General features: G+C 60.9%; 18 protein-coding genes and 1 pseudogene. 6 read left to right on the plus strand and 13 right to left on the minus strand.

Annotated features, from left to right (window positions below; translation table 11 throughout):
• Positions 1-387 precede the first annotated feature (387 nt).
• The 6 genes from CKW19_RS09705 to CKW19_RS09730 form a co-directional block, all read right to left on the minus strand.
• Positions 388-1,473, minus strand: a complete 1,086-nt coding sequence (locus tag CKW19_RS09705) for an LLM class flavin-dependent oxidoreductase (RefSeq protein WP_095057707.1) — start codon at positions 1,471-1,473, stop codon at positions 388-390.
• Between the two features lie 40 nt (positions 1,474-1,513).
• Positions 1,514-4,096, minus strand: coding sequence for a TonB-dependent receptor plug domain-containing protein (locus CKW19_RS09710; protein ID WP_095057708.1), 2,583 nt, complete (start codon positions 4,094-4,096; stop codon positions 1,514-1,516).
• 175 nt (positions 4,097-4,271) lie between these two features.
• Positions 4,272-5,858 carry an ABC transporter substrate-binding protein gene (locus CKW19_RS09715; RefSeq protein ID WP_095057709.1) on the minus strand — a complete coding sequence of 529 codons (1,587 nt, stop codon included), beginning with the start codon at positions 5,856-5,858 and terminating at the stop codon, positions 4,272-4,274.
• A 4-nt stretch (positions 5,859-5,862) separates the two neighbouring features.
• Positions 5,863-7,071, minus strand: coding sequence for an LLM class flavin-dependent oxidoreductase (locus tag CKW19_RS09720; protein WP_095057710.1), 1,209 nt, complete (start codon positions 7,069-7,071; stop codon positions 5,863-5,865).
• A gap of 15 nt (positions 7,072-7,086) precedes the next feature.
• The gene (locus CKW19_RS09725; protein ID WP_095057711.1) at positions 7,087-8,310 is read right to left on the minus strand and encodes a lipase family protein; all 1,224 of its coding nucleotides are present in this window, start codon (positions 8,308-8,310) and stop codon (positions 7,087-7,089) included.
• Between the two features lie 14 nt (positions 8,311-8,324).
• The gene (locus CKW19_RS09730) at positions 8,325-9,398 is read right to left on the minus strand and encodes an ABC transporter substrate-binding protein (RefSeq protein WP_095057712.1); all 1,074 of its coding nucleotides are present in this window, start codon (positions 9,396-9,398) and stop codon (positions 8,325-8,327) included.
• 111 nt (positions 9,399-9,509) lie between these two features.
• Between CKW19_RS09730 and CKW19_RS09735 the strand changes: the two genes are divergently transcribed.
• Together CKW19_RS09735 and CKW19_RS09740 are read left to right on the plus strand one after the other, a co-directional pair.
• Complete coding sequence (locus CKW19_RS09735; protein WP_095057713.1) at positions 9,510-9,767, plus strand: hypothetical protein; 258 nt, start codon at positions 9,510-9,512, stop codon at positions 9,765-9,767.
• Positions 9,768-9,832: 65 nt separating this feature from the next.
• Positions 9,833-10,915 (plus strand): sigma-54-dependent Fis family transcriptional regulator, encoded by a 1,083-nt coding sequence (locus tag CKW19_RS09740; RefSeq protein WP_095057714.1) that lies wholly within the window; start codon positions 9,833-9,835, stop codon positions 10,913-10,915.
• 102 nt (positions 10,916-11,017) lie between these two features.
• On the opposite strand, the gene CKW19_RS09745 is transcribed toward CKW19_RS09740, so the two are convergent.
• The 6 genes and pseudogenes from CKW19_RS09745 to CKW19_RS09765 all read right to left on the minus strand — a co-directional run bounded on the left by CKW19_RS09745 (position 11,018) and on the right by CKW19_RS09765 (position 18,403).
• A complete protein-coding gene (locus tag CKW19_RS09745; RefSeq protein WP_095057715.1) occupies positions 11,018-12,034 on the minus strand; it encodes a phosphotransferase enzyme family protein in 1,017 nt (338 codons plus the stop codon).
• Positions 12,035-12,043: 9 nt separating this feature from the next.
• The gene (locus tag CKW19_RS09750; protein WP_095057716.1) at positions 12,044-13,324 is read right to left on the minus strand and encodes an aspartate aminotransferase family protein; all 1,281 of its coding nucleotides are present in this window, start codon (positions 13,322-13,324) and stop codon (positions 12,044-12,046) included.
• Positions 13,317-14,630 carry an amino acid permease gene (locus CKW19_RS09755; protein WP_095057717.1) on the minus strand — a complete coding sequence of 438 codons (1,314 nt, stop codon included), beginning with the start codon at positions 14,628-14,630 and terminating at the stop codon, positions 13,317-13,319. Before CKW19_RS09755 ends, CKW19_RS09750 begins: the two co-directional genes overlap by 8 nt.
• Positions 14,631-14,900: 270 nt before the next feature.
• Positions 14,901-15,740 (minus strand): methyl-accepting chemotaxis protein, encoded by an 840-nt coding sequence (locus tag CKW19_RS29455; protein WP_371856342.1) that lies wholly within the window; start codon positions 15,738-15,740, stop codon positions 14,901-14,903.
• A gap of 18 nt (positions 15,741-15,758) precedes the next feature.
• Positions 15,759-17,027, minus strand: a pseudogene (locus CKW19_RS29460) (HAMP domain-containing protein); the annotation flags it as partial.
• 53 nt (positions 17,028-17,080) lie between these two features.
• The gene (locus CKW19_RS09765; protein WP_095057718.1) at positions 17,081-18,403 is read right to left on the minus strand and encodes a hypothetical protein; all 1,323 of its coding nucleotides are present in this window, start codon (positions 18,401-18,403) and stop codon (positions 17,081-17,083) included.
• Between the two features lie 281 nt (positions 18,404-18,684).
• Between CKW19_RS09765 and feaR the strand changes: the two genes are divergently transcribed.
• From feaR to CKW19_RS09785, 4 genes are all read left to right on the plus strand, one after another.
• A complete protein-coding gene (gene feaR / locus CKW19_RS09770) occupies positions 18,685-19,593 on the plus strand; it encodes a transcriptional regulator FeaR (protein ID WP_095057719.1) in 909 nt (302 codons plus the stop codon).
• Between the two features lie 505 nt (positions 19,594-20,098).
• Positions 20,099-20,350 carry a hypothetical protein gene (locus CKW19_RS09775; protein ID WP_095057833.1) on the plus strand — a complete coding sequence of 84 codons (252 nt, stop codon included), beginning with the start codon at positions 20,099-20,101 and terminating at the stop codon, positions 20,348-20,350.
• A 218-nt stretch (positions 20,351-20,568) separates the two neighbouring features.
• On the plus strand, positions 20,569-20,958 hold the full coding sequence (locus CKW19_RS09780) for a cytochrome c family protein (RefSeq protein WP_095057720.1): 390 nt from the start codon (positions 20,569-20,571) through the stop codon (positions 20,956-20,958).
• 113 nt (positions 20,959-21,071) lie between these two features.
• Positions 21,072-22,562: an aldehyde dehydrogenase family protein gene (locus CKW19_RS09785; RefSeq protein WP_095057721.1), complete on the plus strand. Its 1,491-nt coding sequence runs from the start codon at positions 21,072-21,074 to the stop codon at positions 22,560-22,562.
• A gap of 96 nt (positions 22,563-22,658) precedes the next feature.
• On the opposite strand, the gene CKW19_RS09790 is transcribed toward CKW19_RS09785, so the two are convergent.
• Positions 22,659-25,043, minus strand: a complete 2,385-nt coding sequence (locus CKW19_RS09790) for a DUF3772 domain-containing protein (protein ID WP_095057722.1) — start codon at positions 25,041-25,043, stop codon at positions 22,659-22,661.
• Positions 25,044-25,199: the final 156 nt, after the last annotated feature.

Here is a 25,199-nt window from a genome sequence, read left to right on the forward strand (position 1 = left end):
ATGCGATGGTGGATGTGCCGCCGTCATCGCTGGCAAGCCAGCTCCTACAAGGGCTGGTTGTGAACACGGTTCTGTAGGCGCCGGCTTGCTGGCGATTGCGATGGTGGATGTGCCGCCGTCATCGCTGGCAAGCCAGCTCCTACAAGGGCTGGTTGTGAACACGGTTCTGTAGGCGCCGGCTTGCTGGCGATTGCGATGGTGGATGTGCCGCCGTCATCGCTGGCAAGCCAGCTCCTACAAGGGATGGTTGTGAACACAGTTTTGTAGGAGCCGGCTTGTTGGCGATGCGATGGTGGATGTGCCGCCGTCATCGCTGGCAAGCCAGCTCCTACAAGGGATCGTTGTGAACACGGTTCTGTAGGAGCCGGCTTGCTGGCGATGGCGTCGTTATGCCACGCGCGTCTGGCGGCGGCGTGCTTCTTCGCGTACGGCCGGGATGATCCAGCGGCCGTAATCAACGGTGTCGTAGAACGGATCGTAGCCACGGTTGAGGAAGGTCGTCACACCCAGGTCGACGTAATCGAGCAAGGCCTGGGCCACGGTTTCCGGGGTGCCGACCAGGGCGGTGGTGTCGCCGTAGGCGCCGACAGCGGTGGCGGTGGGCATCCAGAGCGCACGGTCATGGCGATCACCCAGGGCTGCGGCGGCGAGAAGGCGTTCGGAGCCGGTGCCCTTGATGCGTTTTTGCCAGGGGCTGCCGGCTGCGAACTGCGGGTTGGCCTTGATCTGTTGAAGAATCTGCTCGGCGCGCTGCCACGCCAATTCCTCGGTGGCACCAAGGATCAAACGCACCGACAAACTGACCTTCGGCGCCTCCACGCCCGCTGCGCTGGCGGCGGCGCGCAGCTTGCCGATCTGCTCGGCAACGCCACTCAACGGCTCACCCCACAATGCGTACAGGTCCGCGTGCTTGACGGCGATCTGGTAGGCGATGTCCGACGAGCCACCAAAAGAAATCGGAATGTGCGGCTTTTGCAAAGGCTTGACCGGTGAGAACGCGCCCTTGATGTTGAAATACTGTCCCTCGAAGTCGAACGGCTCCTCGGCGGTCCAGGTGCGTCGAACGATTTCCAGGTACTCATCGGTACGTTTGTAGCGCTCGGTCTTGTCCAGCAGGAAGTCGCCTTCCTGGGGCTCGGCCGTGATGCCGGTAATGGCGTGCAGGCGAATCCGCCCACCGCCCGTGGTGTGATCGAGCGTCGCAAAGGCTCTGGCGGCGACGGTTGGGGCGGACAGAGCCGGACGATGGGCGATCATGAAGCCCAGGCGCTCGGTGTGAGCGGCGGCGTAGGCAGCGATCTGCAAGCTGTCGGCGCTGCCCGGGCCGCTGGCGATCAGCACCCGGTCGAAACCTGCATGCTCGTGGGCTCTGGCGTGGTGGCGGATGAAATCCAGGTCGAAGTCGGGGCTGCGAACGCCGCGGGTTTCGGACCATTGGCGAGGAAAAATCATGCCGACAAATTCAATGGACATGGGGACACTCCTGAGGACGGTAGGCGGTTTGGCCGCGGGCTTAGAATTGGTAATCGACCTGGGCCAGCACAGTGCGGCCAGGCATGGGTTGCAGGAAGGTATTGGTGGACCCGGCCAGGCCGCTGACGAAGTTCAATTCATCCGTCAGGTTGAGTACGCGCAACGTGGTGCTCCACTGCGGCTGGCGGTAGTACACCGCAAGATCGAGGTTGTACTCGTCGGGGATTTTCACGGTCTTGCTCAGGTTCAGGTACCAGCTGCTGGTCCACCAGCCGGAGAGTTCGGCACCAAAGCCTGACTCGAAGCGATAGTCGACATAACCACTGGCGGTGTATTCGGGAATCTGTACCGCGTCGAAGCGCCCGGACGGTCGCTGGTTGAGGCTGTTGTTGTCGCCGAACACTGTGCCGTTGTCTGGAATGAACCCCGCCGAGGCAAAACCGGACTGGGAAGCAAATTCGTTGTAGGCGGTGAGTTTCGAAAGGTTCAACGCCGTGCGCAGGTGGTCGTCAGGTTGGTAACGAATGGTCGACTCCACGCCCTTGATCACCAGTCGCGCAATGTTGTTGTTGCTGTCGGGTGACTGATCCCGCTCCTGCTTGAACGCAGCGAGGGTCATGAACAGCTCGTTGGGCACGGCTTCTACCTTCAATCCCACTTCGTGCAACACGCTGAGGCTTTCGAACGCTAACGGGTTGAGCAGGTTGGCTCCGGCGCCGCTGCCCCAGCCCAGGCCGTTGGAGAAGAACCCGGTATTGACCGCCAACGAGCGATCAAAGGTGTAGTACAGCGTGCTGTTTTCGGTGGGCTTTACGTACGGACTGACCTGAAAGGCAAACAGTCGGTAGTTGTCACTGTCCTTGCGCGGGTTGCCGCCGGCGAGTACGAAAGGGTTTTCGATTTCAGCGTCGATCCAGCTGCGGCTGGCGCCGATGTTCAGGCCGACACGCTCACCCAATTTCAGGTTGTGCTGGGTGAACAACGTCTGCGTGGTCCAGGTGCTTTCAGCGGTGTAAGGCGCGACGGATTCGGCGTACAGCCCGTGACCGGCCGGGTACATGGCCGGCAGATTCAGCCAGCCATAGTAGTTGGAGAATTGTGGTACACCGGGCTGGCCGATCCAGGCAGCGTTGCCACCGGCCGGATTGGAACCGGTCAGCCCCAGCAGATCCCCCGGATTCTTGCCCGATGGGTCCTGAGTCAGGTCGTAGGCGTTGATGGTCGAGCCGAAACTGTTGTTGGCGGCGATCGACTGGTTGAACTCACGACGGTAGATCAGCCCGGTATTGCTGTCATCACGCAAGGTCAGACCGCCCAGCTGCGTTTCGTTGCGTGAGCGAAACTCAAAGCGGTTATCGAAAATATTGTCCTTGGACTGCACCTGGAAAGAGCCGACGGCGTCGGTCATGTCCCGCGAGCGCTGGTAAAACGTGTTGTTGGCCAGGGTGATGGTCGGCGTCAGATCGGCTTCTGCCCTCAGTTGCGTGGTGAAGCGCCGCGAAGTGTTTTCATCCTCATCGCGCTGACCGGTTTGGGAGGACAGGGAGGTCAGGCCATTGCCGGCCAGCGACGGGTCATAAACCCAGCCGCGCAGGCTGCCCGGCTTGGTTTGTGTGTTAGGAGAGGCGGACTGGAAACTTCCATCGACCACGCTGTATTGGCCCTGAGCGTTCCGTTGGCGCTTGACCCAGCCCAGGGTCGGCGCATCAGCCGCCCCGGAGGCGAGTACCGGCGACCACAAAGTGTTGCCGTTCTGGATGATCGGCGTGGCCCGTCCTGCATAGTATTTTGCGCTGTCCACCAACTCCTGGTTAGCGCGGTTCCAGCCGTGGGCGATGTTGTAGTCGTAGTAGTCGTCGTAACTGGCATTCCAGTCGACCCGCACGTTGTCATTGCGCCAGGCGAGGGCACCGTAGAACGCGTCGAAGTTGTTGTCGACGTTGTCGTAGAAATCCTCCTGGCGCTGCTTGGTGATGCTGATCCGGTAGGCCAGGTTGTCGCTGAGTGGGCCGGTGTTATCGACGCTGAATTTACTGGAGTCACGGGATTCACCGTCCGGCACCCAGGTGCCCAGCTCACCGCTGAGCCTGGTTTTGAACTCATTGAAATTCGGTTTCTTGCTCAGGTAATTGACATAGCCACCACTACCGGACACCGAGCCATAGGTCACCGAGGACGGACCGGCGACGATGTCGGCGCCTTCATAGGCGTTGAAGTTGGCCGGGTGCCGCACGCCGTAAGCGCGCTGGCCGTCCTGGAAAACTTCAGAACCCTGGGCGCGAAATTGCGGTGCGATCCCGGCGTTCTGGCCTCCGCCACGGGTGATGCCTGGCGCGTACTTGACCAGGTCGTCGGCGCTGCGGATCGGGTCGTTGGCCAGTTGTTCGGCATTGACCTGAGTGATCGAGCGCGGAGTATCGAGCACTTTGGTTTCGATGCCTCCGTAGATCGAAGACTCGGGCCGGGTGGGCAGGGCGTCATCGTCGGAATCGGCGGCGCTGGCTTGAACAGTGACGGTTTGCAGTTGAGTGTCGGCGGCGAAGGTCGCGGTCGACAGGGTAGAAACGATGACCAATGCCAGAGCATGGCCAGAAGCGGGACGAACGAAGCCGATAGAGGGCATGAAAATGTGCCTCGATAGATAAATGCATTGAATGGCGTAAACGTCATAACGGCCACCACCACCCTGTAGGAGCCGGCTTGCTGGCGATGGCAGCCGTGAGACGCCATCGCCGGCAAGCCGGCTCCTACAGGTCAGTGGTGTAGGGTCGACCGTGGGGTGTCAGCGCCCGTGTGGGTTATGCCGTGTCTTTCAGCCAGAGCTTTTCAAAGCGCCAGGTGCTGAATAGCGACTCTTCTGCCGCCGCACCGCCCACGCGGTTGGCGACGCTGTCGAGCAGGTCGGCATAACCCCAGATCAACATGCCGCCGCGTTCGTACTGGATCTGCTGCACCTGGTGGACCAACGCCCTGCGTTTCTCCAGGTCGGGTTGGGCCATGGCCGCCAGAAACAGCTCGCTGAACTGCGGATCGTTGAAATGGGTTTTGTTCGATACGGCAAACGGCGCGTCGGTGTGAATCGCGCTGGCCAGGAACGGCGCGCCGATGCTGCCGCCGGTACTCAGCGTCCAGTCGTTGCGCAGCGGTCCCTGGTACGTGGCCAGGTCGACCTGCTTGACCTTGAGCGTGACACCGATGCGCTTGGCCTGTTCGGCCAGCACCAACGCTGAGGTCAGCCCCGGACCGGGTGTTGTCACCAGTTCCAGTTCAAGGTTTTCATGCCCGGCTTCCTTGAGCAGTTGCGCCGCACGTTGCGGGTTGTGAGGGCGCGGCCCAAGCGTGTGGTTGAAGGTCGGATCGCTCGGCGCATAAAGGTCGTTGGCCACTCGGCCCTGACCGTTTAGCGCCCGGCGCACCAGTTCCTCCCTGTCGGCCAGCAGACGAAATGCCTCCCGTACCCGTGGATCGTTAAACGGCGGTTTGTCGAGATTCATGTCGAACGACAACCAGTTACCGGTGACTGATTTGAGCACCTTCAACCGTGGGTCGCGCTGCAGCACTTCCAGCTGTTCGGTGGGCATTACGTTGGCCATGTCGATCTGCCCGGAACGCAGGGCCGCCAAGCGCGAAACCTGATCCTTGAAGTCGATGATTTCCAGCTCATCGGCGTAGGGCTTGCCATCCTTGTAGTAATTCTCGAACCGCGTGAACAGTGAACGCTGGCCGGGGGTGAAACTTTTCAGTTTGTACGGGCCTGCGCCCACCGGGTTGGTCACTGGGTGATAGTCCACCGGCACGATCCCGCCAAAGTTGACCCAGGTTTCCGCCAGCGGCATGTAGCTGCGGCCCTCACGAAAGTTCAGGCGCACGGTGCGCGAATCGAGTTTGACCAGGTTGTCGCGGTCCACCCAGTGCAGCAGCGCGGCGTAGGGCGAGGCCAGTTGTGGATCGGTGAGGCGGCGAATGGAGAACATCAGGTCATCGGCGTCGATGGTTTTGCCATGGTGAAATTCCAGGTCCGGACGCAGGCGCAATGTCCAGCTGCTGGCATCGGCATTCGGCTCGGCGAATTCGGCCAGGGCCAGACGCGGTTGCATTTGCTCGTCCCATTCCCACAACTTGCTGTAGAGAGCAAAGCCGCGAACGATGCCACTGCCGATGGGTTTGTGCGCGTCGAGGTTACCGCTCTGATTGCCGTCGAGAATGCCCAGGCGCAGACGTCCGCCATACCGCGGCTGATTGTCGGCAGTGGCGCTGGCGGTTGGCTTTTCGCTGCTCGGGCCGCAGCCCGCGAGCAGGCCGCCACCGAGCAGCAAGCCACCGCCAAGCAGCGCGCTGTGGCCGAGAAAATCCCGGCGGCTGAACAATGAGTGATCGTCGCTCATGGCATCAGGCTCCGGTCGGACCGTTGGCGGAACGCAACTCCAGCGGCGCTTCGGCAGGGCGACTGAGCTCTACACGGTCGCTGCGAAAGTGCGGCAGGACGTGTTCACCCAAGCGATAGGCTTCTTCCAGGTGCGGGTAGCCGGCCAGGAAGAACAGATCGATGCCGATGGCGTTGTACTCGCGGATCCGCGCCACGACATTCTCGTAGCTGCCGACCAGGGCACAGCCCGGCGGGATGCCGATGTAGCCAAAACCTGTCCAGACGTTGGGGTGGATGAAGAAGTCGTCGAAGCTTTGGGTTTCGGTCTTTTGCGCGAACTGGTTTTCATAGCTGAGCTTGCGTGCGGTGCGCAGCCCGGCATGGGCTGCCACTGCCTTGACCGCGCCCCTGGCGATGCCTTCGTCGAAGAACCGCTTGGCTTCGGTACGGGCCAGTTCTTCGGTTTCCCGGGTAATGACATCGATCGACAAGCCGAAGCGAATATCGGTGCGCCCGTACTTCAGGGCACGCTCACGAATGTCGGCAATCAACGCGGCAATTTCATCCGGATGCTCGGCGCGCATCAGATAAAAGTCGGCGTGTTTGGCCGCGAACTCCCGAGCCGGGATCGATGAGCCCGCGGTGCAGATCAGTGGCAGCTCGGCCTTCTTCAGCGGCCCGCGCAAGCCACCCCCTTCGGCTTTATAGAATTTGCCCTCGTAGTGGAAGTTCTCGTTGTGCCAATAACCCTTGACCACGTCCATGAACTCGATGGCCCGCTCATAACGCTCATCGTGATCGCTGAAGTCACCGACCTGGCGCTGAATCGCATCCGAGCCGCCGTTGATGATGTTCCAGACCAGGCGGTTTCCGGTGGCGCGCTGATAGGTCGCGGCCTGCTGCACCGCCACCCACGGCGTGTAGTGATAGGGCTGGAATGCTGTGACGAATTTCAGCGTGCGGGTTTCCCGGGCCAGCAGCGAGCAGACGGTCCAGGGTTCTTCGCCGGTGGGCGCATTGACCATCAGGGCACCGCCGAAGCCATTGATTTCCGCAGCCTTGGCGATTTGCCCGAGGTAGTCGATGTAGGTGAAGTGATCGCCGACGCTGAAGCCCGAGACCGCGCCGGTGCTCGGCCCGCCACGATGCCAGTCACCACGGTTGCGCGGGTCGCCGGGCAGGAACTGGGTTTCGCCATGCAGAGGCAGGCGAGTGAAAAATTCAATGCTCATGTCGAGGGCTCCGTCTCACTGCACGCTGGGGTTGCAGATGGGGGTGATGGGCTGACCGTTGATGACCTTGTGGGCGAACGGCACCGAATCCTTGAGGGAGGCGTTGACCGTTTCGCTATGACCCAGCCCTTTGTAGAGATGGCCCTCAACCACTGAGCCGGTCTTGCAGGCGTCCTGCATCAGCGCGACCTGGGTTGAGGCCGCCGGGGTTTTGTCTTCGGCGCCGGTGCCGATGAAGATCGGCTGGGCCAACTTCAGCGTCGGGTAGGACACTTGCTTCTGCCACGCCGCGAGCTGGTCGCCCTGGTAGTCTTTTTTGGCATTGGCCGGTGTCAGGCCGACGCCGACCACATCGCTGACCAGGGCCGCCAGGCAGCTGGTGCGGGCTTGCTCGAACAGTGGCAGCGCCTTGTCGGTGTAGAAATCCTTGGGGTTGATGCTCGGGTCGTACTGCTGCGCCGCCAGCAAGGTGTAGAAACCGTAGGCGAGGGACGCGTCGACCTTGTTGACGTCCTGTTCACCGACGTTTTTCGCACCCACGGTGTAGATCACGCCGGTGCCGATGCTGCCTTTGACACCGAGGTCCGGCGCATAAGTCGGTGCGTAGGCGGCGGAGGCGAAGGCGCCCGCGCCCCCTTGGGACTGCCCGACGATCAGCACTTTGTTGGCCAGCCCCGGAACACCGGCGACCACGGCTTTGGCCGCATCGAGAATGCCGTAGGCCGCCATGCGATTGTTCAGCAACGGGTGCCCACCGGGTACGCCAAGGCCCTGATAATCGGTGGCGACAATGGCATAACCTTCGTCCAGCCAGCGGCTGAGGTACTGCACGTCCCGATAGGAGCGGCCTTGCCACGACGGCGCGCAAACGTCCGCTACACCGACGGTGCCATGGCCCCAACTGGCGACCGGCCAACCGCCGGCAGGTGCCTTGCCCTTGGGCAGGAACAAGGTGCCGGAGACCACGATCGGGGTCTTGTTGTCGATGCCGTCGGTGGAGGTGTAGAGAATTCGTTGCGCACTGGCGGCGTTGGGCAGGCTAAGGGTCTTTTCCAACGGCTCGCTACGCAGCAGTTTGCCAGGCGTAGCCGGGATGATTTCTTGCCAGGTATAGAACGCCGAGACACGGCCGTCACCTTGTTGCGAATCGGGTTTTGGTGCGTGTGTGCCGGCCGCCATGGCTGTGATGGACAGCGCCAGGACACTCAAACCGAAGACGAATTTTTGCGGCAGTTTCATCAGGATTTCCCTATTTATGGATTGTTGCTGACCTGGCCACGCAGGGCCGGCCAGTAGTCGGTGAGCTTCAGGTCGATCAGCGCCTGGCGGGTGAAGCCGGTGGCCAACGATGGGGTGATGTCGTAGTTGTCGCGGATCAGGTGATTGGCCAGCGCGTACTCGGTCAGTGCCTGGTAGTGCGCCTTGAGTTGCAGGTCGCTTTTCGGTGCCCAGCGCTCTTTCCAGGCCACGGGATCGTTTTGGTCATCGCGGCGCAGCACGCTTTCGGCGGTGCCGGCGCGGGAGGAGAGTTGGTAGTAGGCGTCCTGATTCTGCTCCTGGGAAATCCACCAGGCGGCCTTGACCCAGGCGGTGGCCAGCAGCTGCGTGATGTCCGGATGCTGCGCGACAAAGAGGTCGGTGCCCCACAGGTCGGAGATCAGGCGCCAGTCGTTTGCGCCTTGTTTGGTTGACCAGATGATCTTGCCTACGCCTTTATCTTCCAGCGCATAGGCCTCGCTGAGCAGCACCGCAGCGTCGACCTTGCCCGCGGACACGGCGGCCGCGCCGACTTGCGGGTTGAGGTTGGCGATTTTGAAATCGTCGAGCTTCAAGCCTTTGCTGGCGAGGAAGTTGCTGAAGGCGAACTCCCAAGGGCGCCCGCGATGCAGAGCCAGGCGCTTGCCTTTGAGGTCCTCAATGCTCTTGGCGGTGGAACCTGCCGGCACTACCAGGTAGATATTGTTGCCGCTGCCACCCGGGACGATCAGCTTGCCCGGCACGCCACCAGCACCGGCAATGACCGAAGGCAGGTCGCCGCGCACCGCGAAGTCGATGCTGTTGTTGCTGAAGCCTTCGTTGATCTGCGGGCCGGCGCCAGCGTGGGGCAGGGCGATCCAGTCAAGTTTGACCCCGCGCTGATTCAATTGCTGCTCAAGCCAGCCATCTTCGATTACGCGCCCGGCGATACCACCGAACACCGGTTTACCCCCCTGGGTGTACGCGACGATGGCGATCTTTACCGAGGCGGGTGCCTGTTCGGCAAGTGCAGTGGCCGTGAGCAGAATCCCGGTCAAGGCGACCAGGCTGTTGCGCCAGAATTTTTTCATTGAAATGTCCCCGATTCGATTTCCAAAGTCATCACATCCGCGTTCCCCTAAACACGCTCCTGTAGGAGCCGGCTTGCCGGCGATGGGGCCGTTGAGCCGTGTGTTGCCGGTATGAGCGCTATCGCCGGCAAGCCAGCTCCTGCAAAGAATGTGTTGTGTTGGGAGGGGAGAGAGCAGATTGCATGCCATTGCGCGAAAAAAACGCTGCAGGCCTTGCAGGGCGGGGCGTGTGGCGCGCCGGCCGGTGGCGGGGCCGTGCGCAGGGTGTTGATCTGCAAGCAAGGCAATGGGGGCAAATTGCTGCTCCAGCAACAAGGCACTAGCAGTTTTGCTTTATATTCCTCAATGGAATATATAAAGAATAATTAATAATTATTTAGTCTAATAATCTTCATGCAATATTAAGCACGCGCTTTTACTGCCAGGAATGCACCATGTCGCTGATCACTCATCCAAATGCCCGTGAATTGACCAAGTCGGTGCGGGCCACCGTTCTGGTGTTCAAGGACCCGCGCTCACAGGAACTGCTCAGTCGTATCGAGCGCCTGGCCCCGAGTGAAGCCAATACGCTGATCATCGGCGAGACCGGCACCGGCAAGGAGTTGGTCGCGCGGCACATCCACCATTTGAGTCGCAGGGGACGAGAGCCTTTCGTTGCCGTCAACTGCGGCGCCTTCGCCGAAACCCTGGTGGAGAGCGAACTGTTCGGCCATGAAAAAGGTGCGTTTACCGGCGCTACCACGACCAAGGCCGGGTGGTTCGAAGCGGCCAATGGCGGCACGTTGTTTCTCGATGAAATCGGTGATCTACCGCTGAACATGCAGGTCAAATTATTGCGCGTTCTACAGGAGCGTGAAGTCGTGCGCCTGGGTTCGCGCACGCCGATTCCAATCAACGTTCGACTGGTGGCCGCGACCAACGTGAACCTGGCGGATGCGGTGGTTGCCGGGCATTTTCGCGAGGACCTGTTCTACCGACTGCACGTCGCCACGATCCGCCTGCCACCCTTGCGCGAGCGACCGGGCGATATCCTGCCACTGGCCGAGTTTTTCCTCGAAGAGCATTGCCAGCGACTGGGCTATAACCGCGCCACATTGAGTGAAGAAGCGGAGCGCAAGCTGCTGGAACACAGCTGGCCGGGCAACATCCGTGAACTGGAAAATTCCATTCACCATGCCTTGCTCGTGTGCCGCAATCAACGCGTCGCGCCGGCTGATCTGCACCTGGTGGACATGCGCTCTTCGGGCATCCGTCATGAGCAGGAGCAATCAGTACAGACAAGCCCTGCGATTGCCGGGCCAGTGGATCTGGAAGCGGCACTCAATGCGCTGTTTGAACAGAACATTCCAGACCTTTACGAACACATCGAGGAGACCATTTTTCGCGCCGCCTACCGGTTCTGCCATGGCAACCAGTTGCAGACCGGGCGGTTGCTGAACATCAGCCGCAACATCGTTCGGGCGCGGCTGGAGAAGATCGGGGAGTTGAACAAGCCGCTGGCGGTGGGGGCGTCTTGAGCTGGACCGAAGGTGGGTTTGATGGCCCCATCGCGAGCAGGCTCACTCCTATAGGGGGCGGCTGTGTTCTGCAGGAGTGAGCCTGCTCGCGATGGCGGTGCATCAAATCTGTAAATACTCCCGCGCCAGCCCGCACGCGCGCTCAATCAGCATCGGTGCCAATTCAATCGCTGTCGGCGTGCCCTGGCGGGTGTGAATCCAGCCCAGGTACGTGGTGCCTCGCAGCATCAGGAACAGTGCCAGGGTCTTGCGATCGGCCTCGGTCAGCGGCTTGACCGCGTGGTAACCGTCCAGCAACGCGGCCTTCATCTGCTCAAAACGCGGATCATCCAGGCAGAAGTACAATGCCGTGGCCAGTTCGAACATGTGCCAGCCAAATCCGGCATCGTCGAAGTCGATCAGGCGCAGTTGCGGGCCTTCGATCAGCAGGTTTTCCGGCACCAGGTCGGCGTGAATCATGCCGAAGTTGCCCAGGTGCCGACCGTATTGGCGCAAGTCCTTACGCGCCGTGCGCCGGGCCTGTTGCAGCAAGTCGCGTTGCTCGTCACTGAGCTGTTCCAGTTCCCAAAACCGTCCCCAGAATGGGGTGGCGCCGATCAAGCCTTCTTCATCCCAGGCGTGCCGGACAAACTCGTCCGGCTGCTGCCACTGCGCCGAATGCAGGTGAATGCGCGCGGCAATCGCCCCGGCCTCGTTGAACAGGAAATCGATTTCGGTACCGGCCTGCACCCCTGCCTCGGAAGTGCCGGCCGTCGCGCCCGGTAGCCAGGCGAGCATGTCGATGTGACGCGCTTCGCCGATGGCCAGGTGGGTGACTTCGATCAGGTGGCGTTGATCCTGCGCGCGGATGATCTGCGGCACGGTAATGCCGGCCGAGCCCAGCGCCTCCATCCATTGCAGCTCGGAACGCAATGCAGCCTCGCAGTGATAACCGTTTCGATGAATACGCAGGGCCACGCGCTGGCCGTCGTGGCGGCGGGCGGAGAACACCGCGTTTTCGCGGAATTTCACCAGCTCCAGGTCAGCGAAATCGCCTTCCCATTGCAGCAAGGCATGGCGTGCCAGGTCGTGCAGGCGGGCGACTTGCTGGTCGTGGGGCAGGGTGTTGAACTCAGTCATGGCAGGGCCTCAAATCGCGCTGAGCGCGTTGTCCAGCGTTTCAACGAACAGGTCGGCGTCGTCGCGGCTGAACACCAGCGGCGGACGCAGCTTGAGAATGTTGTCGCCGGCGCCGATCTTGCTGATCAGCACGCCGTTTTCGCGCATGTCGTTCACCACTTTGCGCGCCTCCAGCCCGGCCGGCTCCTTGCTGGCGTGGTCGCGTACCAGTTCCATGGCGAAGAACAGGCCCTTGCCCCGCACATCGCCGATGATCGAGTGCTTGCCCGCCAGCACTTGCAGGCGTTGTTGCACATAAGCGCCGACGTTTTGCGCGTTTTGCAGCAGCAGCTGCTGTTCAATCACATCCAGCACGGCCATGCCGACCGCTGCCGCGACCGGCGAGCCGCCAAAGGTGTTGAAGTACATGGCATGGCGGCCGAAGGATTCGACCAGCGCCTTGTGGGTGATCAACCCGGCCAGGGGATAACCGTTACCCATCGGTTTGCCGAGGGTGACGATGTCCGGCACCACGCCATGGGCCTGGTGGCCCCACAGGTGATCGCCGGTACGACCGAAACCGGACTGCACTTCGTCGGCGATAAACAGGCCGCCGGCAGCGCGGATCAACGCCGCGGCTTTGTTGACGAAACTAGTCGGCACCCGTGGAAGGCCTTCGTTGGCGAACAGGGTGTCGATCAGCAACGCGGCGGGGCGAATGCCCTGGGCCTGCATCGACGCAATGGCCGCCGCGATATTCGCCGCATATTCCTCGGCCAGTTGCGCTTCCGTGGTGCCGGCCGGTGCGTGGTACAGGCATGGAATCGGCACCGCGCGAGCATGGGCGGCAAACGGTTCCGGCGAGGGCAGGGCAGTGGTGACTTCGGCCAGCGACGCCGAGTTGCCGTGGTAGTTGTAGTCGCTGACGATGATCCCGGTGCCGCCACTGGCGAACCGCGCCAGGCGCAGCGCCAGTTCGTTGGCTTCGCTGCCGGTGCAAGTGAACATCGCGGTGTCCAGCGGCGCTGCGAACGTCGCGGTCAAGCGCTCGGCATAGCGCACCACTTGCTCATCCAGGTAGCGAGTGTGGATGTTCAACGTGGTGGCCTGGCGGTGCATGGCCTCGGTCACGTGGGGGTTGCAGTGACCGACGCAGGGCACGTTGTTGTAGACGTCGAGGTAGCGGCGGCCGTCGACGTCGAACAGCCAGACGCCTTCGCCGCGCACCAGGTGCAGAGGTTTATCGTAGAACAGTGGCGAAGCGCTGCCGAGCACGCGATGGCGGCGTTGCAGGAGAGTGTCTTCAGGCATGGTCTGGAACCTCGATGGCGGTGGTGCGACGGTTGCGCAGCAGGTAGTTGAAGATGCACAGGGTGAAGGTCACCGCGAGGGCGATCAGCATCAGCATGTCGAGCTGGAAGCAGGCGGCGATCACCACCAGCGTCAGGGCCAGGCCGAGCCAGGCAACCAGTTTGCCGCCGACCAGGGTGAATGGCCGTGGCAGGTCCGGTTGGTTGCGTTTGATGTGCAGGTACGCGCCGAAGATGAACAGGTAGCAAACGTTGAGCAGCAGCACGACTGCGAGCATCACAGTGGCCGGGTCGACTTCCGACAGCGGCAGGCCGATCACGCCGATCAGCAACAGCGCCAGGTAGGGCGTGCCGCGCTTGCCGGTCTTGCCCAGCCATTGCGGGAACAAGCCATCGCGGGCCATGGCAAACAGCTGGCGGGAAGCGGCGTAGACCAGCGAGAAGAAGGTCGCGATCAGGCCGAACACCGCGCCGCAGCCAATCACCTTGGCCAGCCACGAACCTTCACCGAAGGCACTGTTGCTGGACATCGCGGCGTACAGCGGATCACCCGCTGAACCGACCAGTTCAACACCCCCCGCGCCCGGTGCGCAGACCAGTACCACCAGTGCGGTCACCAGCAACGTGCCGATGGCCGCCAGAATGCCGCGTGGCATGGTGCGGCCGGGGTTGTGTGCTTCCTCGGCTGCCGAACCGGTTTGTTCGACGGTGATGAACAGCCAGATGGCGAACGGCACACAAGCGAAGATGCCGCCGAGGCTGACCGGTGTGGCGACGTTGGCGGGCAATGTCAGCAAATGGGTCAATTCGACATGGGGCGCCATGGCTACGCCAAACGTGAGCAGTGCAACGACCGCAATCACGCCGGCAATAAAGGTCAGGCCCATGGCCTCACCGACGCCGCGCATGTGGATGCCGATGATCACCGCGAACAGGGCGATCTTCACCGGCCAGCCGCCGAGGCCGAAAATCGACTCGGTGTAGGCGCAGATGAAAGTTGCCGCCGCGCCAGTGCCGATGGTCAGGGCCAGCGCGCACGCCACGCCGACCAGATAACCCACGAACGGCCCGAAGGCACTTTGCGCATAGACGAAGACGCCGCCAGCGCTGGGCAGTGCGGTGGACAGTTCCGCCACGCACAACGCCAGCCCGCCGCAGAGCAGGGCCATCAACAGCGTGGCGATCAGCATATTCAGCCAGCCACCGGCCATCAGCCCGAAATTCCAACCGGAAAACTGCCCGGCCACCACCAACGCAATTCCGAGGCCGGCGATCTTTGGCCAGCCCAGCGCACTTTTCTTAAGCACAGAAGTCTCCCGCGACCCGAAGGTCGATTTATTGTTTTAGTGAGAAATGGAGGGGTTTGAGCGTTGTCTGGCAAGGCAACCCAGAAGCAGGTAGGCCCTGAGGTCGGCTTCGATACTACGCCCGAGGTGCGCAACGGCATGTTTGCGCGCATGCCATGTGGTTGGTTGTGGGTGCCAGATTTTAGGTGACGTACACGGATTTTGTGTTCACTGCAGATCCTCGTAGGAGCCGGCTTGCTGGCGAAGGCGTCGGGTCAGGCAACGCTAATCTCAGATCCGAAAACTCCCCACCAACTGATTCAACCGTCCAGCCTGTTGCTCCAGCTCGGTACAAGCACGCAATGTCGCTTGCAGGTTCTCCACCCCTTGCTGGTTCAGGGTGTTGATCTGGGTGATATCGATATTCAACGCCTCGACCACCGCGGTCTGTTCCTCGGTGGCCGCCGCGACAGACTGGTTGACGTTGTCGATCTGGCCGATGCGTTGGGTCACGCTGCCCAGGCGGGTGCCGGCGAGGTTGGCGATGGTGACGCTTTCTTCGCTGTGCTGCTGGCTTTCGGTCATGGTGGTGACTGAATCCCGTGCGCCCACTTGCAGCTCCTCGATCATCTGCTGGATCTCCAGCGCCGAGGTCTGGGTGCGGCCGGCCAGGCTGCGCACTTCGTCTGCGACCACGGCAAACCCACGGCCCGCTTCACCGGCTCGCGCCGCTTCAATCGCGGCATTGAGCGCCAGCAAATTGGTCTGCTGCGAGATGCCCTTGATCACCTCAAGGATCTGCCCGATGTTCACGGTCTTGTCGTTGAGCACTTCGATGTTGGCGCACGACGCACTGATCTTGCCCGACAGCTCGCTCATCACCTCAATCGTGCGCTGCACGACCTGACGACCATCCTCGGCTTGTTGCCGTGCGGACGACGCCTGCTGCGAGGCATCGGACGCGTTATGGGCAATCTCCTGGGCGGCGGCGCCCAATTGGTTGATGGCCGCGGCCACGCTGTTGGTACGGGTGGATTGATCGTCGAAATTGCTCAGCGACGAGTTCGACGCCACCAACACACGGCGGGCGCCTTCATTGACGCCTACAGCCGCCGAAGCCACTTCGCGCATCGAGTGGTGAATGCGTTCGACAAAGCGATTGAAGGCTGTGGCCAGCTGACCGATTTCATCCCGCGATTGCACTTGCAGGCGCCGGGTCAAATCGCCTTCGCCGAGGGAAATATCTTCCATGACCTTGGTCAGCATCTGCAGCGGCCGGGTAATGCGCAGCGCCGTGTACCAGATCAACAGCAGACCGAGCAGGGCCGAGCCACCGCCGAGCAGCAGTTCCAGCGCGGTGCTTTGCACGCCTTGGGCGTCGAGTTCTTTTTGCAAGGTGGTGACCGGTGCCAGCAACACACTCTGCGGCACACCCACCAAAATACCCCACGGTGCGGCCCCGGCAATCGGCGCCAGCGGTTCGAGGACTTTAATGTGCTGCGCATCGACAAACACCTTGGCCTGCCCCTGACGCAGGCTGTCCATGACCTCGGCATTGTCCATCGGCTGACCGAGGCGAGCGACGTCCTGGCTATCGGCGGAAATCACCCCGTGCGGGCTGACGATGCTGATCTGACCGTTGCCATCAAACAGTTCGCGGGCGCTGGCTTCGCTGTTTTGTTGCAGGGCGGCGAGGTTGATGTCGAGCCCGACCACGGCGATGACGTTGCCGTTCTCCAGTAGCGGGAACGCCACACTGGTCACCAGTTTGCGGCTGCCCGAGGCTTCATCGAAATACGGCTCCAACACACAGGCCTGGCGGGTGTCGCGGGCGCAGGTGTAGAAGGCGTTGTACGGTGCGCCGCTCGGCCCCGGCTCGGTGTTGGCGAGCAGGCCTTCGTCGCCGATGACCGCTTGCAGTTCGCCGGGTTTGCTTTGCACCCAATACAGGGCGAAGCGACCGGTTTCGTTGCTGCCCAACGCGGCTTGATTGACGAAACCGGCGTCGGCGCCGTCCAGTCCATCGGGTTCGAAAATGACATAAAGCCCGAGCAGGTCGGGCTTGTCGATGAGTGCCTGATGAAGCTGGGTGCTCAGCTCCTGGCGCAGTTGTTGGCGGGTCAGATTGCCCTGGTGTTGCAGTTGTCGCAGGTACAGCAAATAGCGCGATAAGCCCTGGCCGTATTCGTGGGTTTGCATGAAGGTGCGCTGCACTTGCATGGCCTGGACGGTGCCAAGGGCCTGCATGTGTTCCTTGGCAGCGCTGGCGAGCATGCCGCTGCTGGCATCGGCCACTTGCTGGCTGCTTTTGTGGGTTTGATACAGCGACAACCCCATCAGCAAGCCCACGACCAACAGCAGGCAGAGTCCGGCGAGCAGGGCGATCTTGCTCTGGATCGTCAGGAAGGTTTTGTGCATGGAAATACCTTTTTCCACGTGGGCAATGGCGTGGCCACTGCCCACGGCCGAGATTAGAAACCGGTAGCGAACACCACCTGGGCGTAGACGTTCTGGTCGTTGTTACCCAGTTGGGTCCCACCGTTTTCCGCGCTCTTGTCCGCTTGGTAGATACCCACCAGCGGCATCACGGTCAGGTGGTCGTTGACGTGCCATTCGGCGTACAGGTCGACTTCGTGGCCATCGGTGTTGCCGAGGTTGCGGTCGATGGTGTCGAAGTTGAAGTACATCGCGCCAACGCTCAGGTTTTCCAGCGGCGCGACTTTCAGCGTGACGTTCTGGATGCGCGAGTTGCTGTTGAACGGCCCGGCATAGTTGCCCGCCACTTCACCCTGGAACCAGGTGCCGTAGCCACGGCTGAAACCGTAGAACAGGGTGTCATAGCCTTCCGAGAAACGGCTGTAGCGGTAGCTGGCGCTCGGTGTCCAGACTGCGTCGGAGAAGGTCCAGCCCGCTTCCAGGTACCAGGCGTCTTCGGTGGCGGTGTGAGGTTTGTCCTGCTTGGCGTATTCACCAGACAAGAACAGGTCCTTCACCCCGGCGTTGCCCGCCGCACGCAGGCTGTAGGTCTTCATGCCGTCGCGTTCGAGCTGGATTGGCGAGGCGTATTGTTCATCGACATCGGTGGTGTCGACGTAGGTCAGGCCAACGGTGCCGGCCTCGGCCACGTGCTCCAGGGTGCCGACGTACATTTCGGTCATGGCCTGGCCACGGTTGTTGGACTTGAGCCACATCAGGTCACTGCGCCAGCCTTCCTTGCCGCCGATACGCAGCACAGCCGTTTCGTCGAATGCCTTGCGCGCCGCGAGGTAGTAGGCGCCGCCACGGTTGAATTCGCCGTCGGCCAGGCCGTTACCCAGGTTCAGTGCGTCGCCATCGATCAGGAAGCCGTCGCCGACCACAATGTTCTGGCGGCCGAAGGAGACGTCGATGCCGTCACTGCCCAATGCGCCGAACAGATCGGCCGAGCGCCAGCCGAGGTAAGCGTCTTCGAACTTGGTGGTGCGTTCCGAGCCATCGGTGAAGCCGGCGGCATCGCCGTCGCCCCAGGTGCCGGAACTGAGCATGTTCGCCGCACCGTACGCGGTACCCACACCGCCCAGGCCTTGATCGAAGCTCAAGCCGTATTTGATGTAGCCCTCGCGCCACGACGATGAACCTTCGCTGAGGCGACCGGACAGGGCGTAGTTTTCCTGGCTGTGGAAAATGCCGAACACGGCTTCGAGGGTAGCGTTCAGGTGGCTGTCGTCATCGGCATATAGTTCATACGCGCCGGCATTGCCGGCACTGATCATCAGCGCGAGCGTCGAGAGACGAAGCAAGGGGGACTTGAGCATGGTGTGGCATCCGTTCTTGTTCTTGAGCGCAGGTTTGCGGTCTGTCCGGATACTACGGCGCGACTTTTATTTGGCCTTTTCCCTGTTTGCCAATTAGTTGGTTGTGCATGCCAGATTGCATGGCGCGTTGCCATGTCGTCAGGTTTTGGTGCGCCGTTTGGGGCGTTGCGCGGTTATCGCGCACGCTTTTGCCTGGAGGCCGTGAAGTTTGCGGGCGGAGCAGGGCGGGAACGAAACGTGCAGGGCGCCTCGCAGCGAATAATGCGATGGATGAGGCTGTGATGAGCAATGCACAACAGGTCGAGCGCTTTGATCAGTGGCTCGACAAGGTCAACCAGGTCTGCGGGTGTTTCAGTGCCAATCTGTTGGGCCCGCAGTTCGCGGGTTCGATCGATGAGTACCGCAGCGGTGAACTGAAGATGAGTTTCGTCGACGTGTCCCAGGCTCAATTATTCCGCACTCAGCACGAGATCGATCAGGGCGAGGGCGCGCATTATTACGCAGCGTTCCAACTTGCCGGCGAAGCGGTCATGGAGCAGCAGGGCAGTTGCATCACCCTGATGCCGGGGGATATCACGCTGATCGATTCGACTCGTCCGAGCAACTTCGTCTACCGCAACAACGCCCGCCAGCTGTCATTGATCCTGCCGCGCGAGCGGGTGGAGCAGCAGTTGCGCTTTACCACGGTGAAACCGGCGCAGCGCATACCGGCCTCGGCCCCGATGGCCGGGCTCGCCAAGCGCCTGATCCTCGGCTCAACGGAACAGCGCCTTAGCCATGCCGAAAGCGAAGCGACGCTGGACGCCGTGATCAGCCTGCTGCGCCCGGCGATGGGGGCGAGCGACGTGGACGATTCCCCCCAGGCACGCACCTTCCGCAAGGCGTTACGCTCTATTGATGAGCATATCGGTGACGAAGCACTGTGCCCGGAATGGTTGGCGACGCAGGTTGGCGTCTCCGTGCGCGGTTTGTATCGGCTGTTTTCCCGACACGGCCTGGTGGTCGCGCAATACGTGAAAAACCGCCGTCTCGACCTCTGTGCCGAACAACTGCGCCATGCCCGGGGCGAGGGCAAGCTGTGTGCGCTGGGCTATGAGTGGGGCTTCAACGATTCGAGCTATTTCTCCACGGCGTTCAAGGCGCGGTTTGGTGTTGCGCCGGGTGAGTATCGCAAGCGGTATGCGAGCTGACTTATCCGATCAGGCTTTTTCAAAGCAATGGCAAAAAAAGATGAAAGAGCACAAAAAATAAATTCTCTGAAAAATCGGACGTTTCCTGCTTCGTCCTACAGATGGATGACGGTCAGCATCGTTCGCTGTGTTTCAGTGGGTAGTCAACTTTGATACCTGTTTTCAATGTCTTGAAAAAAACCATCGCTGATGCTGTTTTAAGTTTGTGTTGTTGGGCGAAATGTCTTTCCTGAAATCTTGTGGGAGGTGTCTTTTATTGTTGAGTGAAAGTGCCTACGCGCAAAAAAATATTCTCTTGCATACTTCTTCTGAAGTTATTAGATGTAGGCGTGTCACTTGATTCGAGTGGTGCTTCCTCTAATCGGCGAGTACTCAATAATGAAATGCGAATATTTTCGAAGTGTTCCTTGTTTTGACGATGAGCTTGAACATGGCTCATTACTGTGCATAGCCGCACTCTCAAAAGCGCAAAGCGGAATTGCAGATCGGGGAGGGGGCGGCCTGGATGCTCTACCCGACCCTGCAAAGGGACTTCCTAATGTTAAATATGCCTGGCTACGAAATACTTGATTTTGATTCTGGTAGTTCAGAAACTTATAAGGGTGGCAGGTCGATAAATCGGTCGCCTCCATTGCTAAGAGCACTGGCCAAGTTGAATCGCTATAAAAATATGCCGGCGGATGAACTTGATGAGGTGTTGTCAGAACATGGCTTAAAGCCAGAAGCGGACTACGACATTCTGGAACTAAAATACTGAGGACAACCGCGGCCTTGCGCTAGGTCCATTAAAGGTCACCGTCCGGCAGGGGGGCCGCAATCTGGCACAACCGCCAACACAACTGGCACGCAGGGCAAAACCTGTGTGGCGGCGACCACCGACAATCCTTACCAACCTGCCGAAGCACCGTTGCCTCGGCATTTTTAGTGTTGGCGCTCGTCTGGTGGCGGGTGCGTGGATTTTCAAGGTCGTTTCCTATGTTCACCTCGTTGCGTTTGTCTTTGGTTGGTTTGCTGTCCTTCACCCTGGCTCAAGCGGTCGTTGCCGCCGAGTGTGTGCCGGACACGCGCCGTGGCGCTGAAGTGTTCGCTAATGAATGCGGCGTCTGCCACGCGGTGGCCAAGGGCACGATGGGCATGATGGGGCCGAATCTGTCCGGTGTTTACGGGCGCAAGTCGGGTTCGCTGGAGGGTTTCAGCTACTCACAGGCCATGCGTGACAAAGACGTCAGCTGGCAGGCCGAGAACATTGCGCAACTGATCACCCAACCCCAGGCCTTCGTGCCCGGCACTTACATGCCGTACATGGGCCTGGCGTCCGCCGACGATCGCCAGGCGGTCGTGTGCTTCCTCAAAGAACAACACTGATCAGCCGGATTACCGACTGACAACCAACCACCCCCTGTAGGCGCTGGCTTGCACCGTCCGTCAAGACGCTTTCGCCGGCAAGCCGGCTCCTACATTTGAACGAAAGGTGATTCATGAGCAACGTTGAAATTCTGCCGCAGGTTGCTGCATTCCTCGAACGCGAGCATGGCTGCTTCATCGACGGGCAATGGGTACTGGCCGAAGGCGACCGTATCGCCGTGGTCAACCCGGCCACCGGGAAAACCCTGTGCGAAACCCTCGATGCACCGCTGGACATCGTCGAGCGTGCCGTGCAGTCGTCGCACAAGGCGTTCAAATCCGGTGTGTGGTCGAGCCTGCGTCCAGCAGATCGTGAGCGCATCCTGCTGAACTTCACCCGTCTGGTCGAAGAGCACGCCGAAGAACTGGCCCAACTGGAAACCCTGAGCCAGGGCAAGTCGATCAACATGGCCCGTGCGCTGGACCTGAACGCCACCGTGGAATTCATGCGCTACATGTCCGGCTGGGCGACCAAGATCGAAGGCCAGACCTTCGACGTGTCGATCCCGCTGCCACCGGGTGCCAAGTTCACCGCGTTCACCAAGCGTGAGCCAGTGGGTGTGGTGGTCGGCATTGTGCCGTGGAACTTCCCGTTGCTGATTGCGGCCTGGAAACTGATGCCGGCACTGGCCACCGGTTGCACCGTGATCATCAAACCCGCAATGGAAACCCCGCTGACCGCGATGCGCCTGGCCGAACTGGCCCTGGAAGCCGGCATTCCGGCAGGCGTGTTCAACGTCGTCACCGGTGGCGGTGCTTCGGTCGGTGGTGTGCTGACTGCGCACCCGCTGGTGAGCAAAGTGTCGTTCACCGGTTCCACCGCCGTGGGCAAAAGCGTTGGCGTGGCGTGCATGGCGAACATGACGCGCTTCTCCCTGGAACTGGGTGGCAAGAACCCGATGATCGTGCTCGCCGATGCCGACATCGAAAAAGCCGTCCAAGGCGCGATCCTTGGCGGTCTGCTGAACAACGGCCAGGTGTGCGCGGCGGCCTCGCGTTTCTACGTGCACCGCTCGATCCACGACCAATTCGTTGAAGCCCTGGCGGCGGCTGTATCGTCGATGCCAATCGGCGACGGCATGAACTGCGACGCCGCGATCAACCCGTTGGTGTCGCGCAAGCAACAACAAAGCGTGCTCAAACACATCGAACTGGCCCGCCAGGAAGGTGCACGCGTGGTTACCGGTGGCGAATTGCTGGAAGGCGATGGCTTCTTTGTGCAGCCGACCATTCTGGCCGACATCGATCACAGCATGGCCGTGGCCCGCGAAGAAGTGTTCGGTCCGGTGCTGGGCGTGATGCCTTTCGACGACGAAGATGCCGTCATCGCCCTGGCCAACGATAACCGCTACGGTCTGGCCGCCAGCCTGTGGACCAACGACCTGGGCAAAGCCATGAACCTGGTGCCGCGCATCGAAGCCGGTACGGTCTGGGTCAACGCCCACGTACTGCTCGACCCGGCCATGCCATTCGGCGGCGTCAAGCAATCGGGCATGGGCCGCGAGTTCGGTCGTGCGGTGATCGAGGCTTACACCGAGCTGAAGTCGGTGTGTATCGCCCATTGATAAACCTGTAGGCGCTGTCGAGTGCAACGAGGCTGCGATCTTTTAACATCAAGGTCATAAGATCGCAGCCTTCGGCAGCTCCTACGGGGATGTGCGTCACGCCGCTGGCGGTTTCGCCAGTTCGATCCCGGCGGCACCCAGCCGCTTGAGAATTTCAAACAGCAGCTCGCTCTTGATCGCCCCGACCATGCGCGGGCTGGCGACGTAACCGGTGATGGTCAACGTGATGCCCTCAGGCTTGAGTTGGCTGAAGCGCACGAACGCCGCCGGTTTTTCCAGGATGGATTCGTGTTCGGTGTAGGTGTCCAGCAGCAGGCTGCGCACTTGCTCCGGGTCGATGCCCAACGGGAACATCAATTCCAGTGTCGCTACCCCTTGGGCGCTGCCGCCCAGCGTGACGTTGCGCAAGTTCTGCGAAATCAGCTGCGAGTTGGGCACGATCACGATCGAGCGGTCGGCGAGCTGGATTTCCGTGGCGCGTACGTTGATTCGGCGGATGTCGCCCTCGACGCCGCTGATGCTGATCAGGTCGCCGACTTTGACCGGGCGCTCGGTCAACAGGATCAGGCCGGAGATGAAGTTCTTGACGATCTCTTGCAAGCCGAAGCCGATGCCCACCGACAAGGCACTGACGATCCACGCCAGGTTGGTCCACTTGATCCCCAGCGACGACAGCGTCAGCAGCACCACGGAGGCATAGCCGAGGTTGGCGAACAGCGTGCTCAGTGACGCGCACATGCCGGGGTCCATTTCGGTTTTCGGCAGGAACTCGTTGTCGAGCCAGCGGCGTAATGAGCGAATCAGGTAGATGCCGATGACCAGGGCGAGAAAGGCATGCAGCAGGTTGTCCGGGACGATGTTGAGCTTGCGCAGCCCTTCACCGCCGAGGATGGAAAAAGTGTTGGTCACCAGTTGGCTGAGTGTCGTACCGACACCGCCGACAAACAGCGCAATGATCGCAATCAGCATCAACGCGGCGCGGCCGACGCCGGACAGCACGGTGCAGATTTGCTCCAGGCGTGGATTGCCGATGCCCAGCAATTGTTTGATGGCTTTGCCCGTGGGCTGTTTGGGGGAAAAAACGTATTCGCAGGTGTCCGTGAACACCTGGGTGAGCATGTAGAAACCGGCTGAAATGATGTAGATCCACACCAATTCGTAGGTGATGAACCTGGCCATTGTCACGTAGCCAATCAACAGGGCGAACAGGGAAACCACCACGGAAATGCCAGCAAAGGCGTAAATCAGCCCGGCGAACGTCGTGAAAGCTTCCGGCGCCTCACCGGCCGCTGCGAGCGTTCGGCGGATCTTGCTGACGTGCAGCAGCAGGGAACCGATCACCAGTGTTACCACCAATGCCACGATGCCCCGGCCAAACAGCACGATCTCGGAACTCATGCCGGTGACATTGCCCATCTGCACCAGCGTCACCATCACCAGCAACAGGGCGGCCAGTATTTGGGGGTAGGGCTCGATCTCCAGTGCCACGGAATCGGCAATGGCGGGCAGGCGCCAGGTGGGATGTTGCGTCGACAGCAGGGCACGGCTCAAACCGGTGATCAGCACACAGGTATAGGCCAGTTTTTCCAGGTATTCGGCCAGATCGGCAATCAGCGGGGTGAAAGGCAACTGGCGGGTGCCGGCAAAATGCACCAGTTCCAGGGCTAACCCCGCGGTCAACAGGGTAGCTATGACGGAAGCCAGGGCCAGAGAGCTGCGGCGCAATCGGCCTTCCGGCATGCGATGAATGCACAACCAGGTCAGCGCCCGATCGGCGAGTCTGCGCCCCACGGTCCATATGACCAGCGCCAGCAGGAGCAGGCCGGCCGTGATCAAGCGCTGGCCGGGTTGCCAGGCCGCCTCGTGCGTGGTCTTGAGTTGCTGGATGAGGGCGATGAACCGCTGGCGGTCGTCCTGCGGCAGATCAAACAAGGGTGACCAGAACCGCGGACTCAGAATGCTGCTGGTCTGTTGGGTCACCTCTGTTTCCAGCAGACTGCGGCGGAACCCGGCAATCTGGGTGATGAGTTCGGCTGCACTTTGTTTCAGCGCCGCCAGGGTTTTGAGCTGACCATCGACCTTATTCTTTTGTTCGCTCAGCGCCGCTCTTTGGGACGCCATGGCGGATGTCACCAGCCCACCTTCGTCGGTCGCCACCGGACCCAGCACATTGAGTTGGGCTTGCAGTTGCGCCTGTTCGGGCAGCAGCGCTGTCGTCAGGCGATCCAATTCCTGAATCAACGCCTGCACCACATTTTGCGAGCCTTCAAGCTGGGTGTAGTTGGCGGCCTTGGAAACCTGCTGCTTGAGATTGTCGAGCTGGTTTTGCAGTGTCAGCAGTTCGCTGTCGGAAAGGCTGATGGAGGGCGGGGTCAAACGGTCGGCAGGTGCGTCGAGCAGGGGCGTCGCCAACAGCATTGGGCTGCTCAGCCCGAAAACCACGAACACGACGAACATCAGCGATTTCAACGCATTGCACATAGGCTAGCTCGATGGGTGTGGGCCACTAAACCTATGAGGTTAGGTCAAGACACGCACGGTCGAGGTTTTTTTGGCTGAAGGAGCTTCGAGCGATGAAGCGCAAGATGGTCAGTCAGCATTGTGCGCACTCGTCTCAAAAGAATGTATCCGGCTGTG

It is taken from the genome of Pseudomonas sp. Irchel s3f7 (genome assembly GCF_900187615.1).
GTDB lineage: Bacteria > Pseudomonadota > Gammaproteobacteria > Pseudomonadales > Pseudomonadaceae > Aquipseudomonas.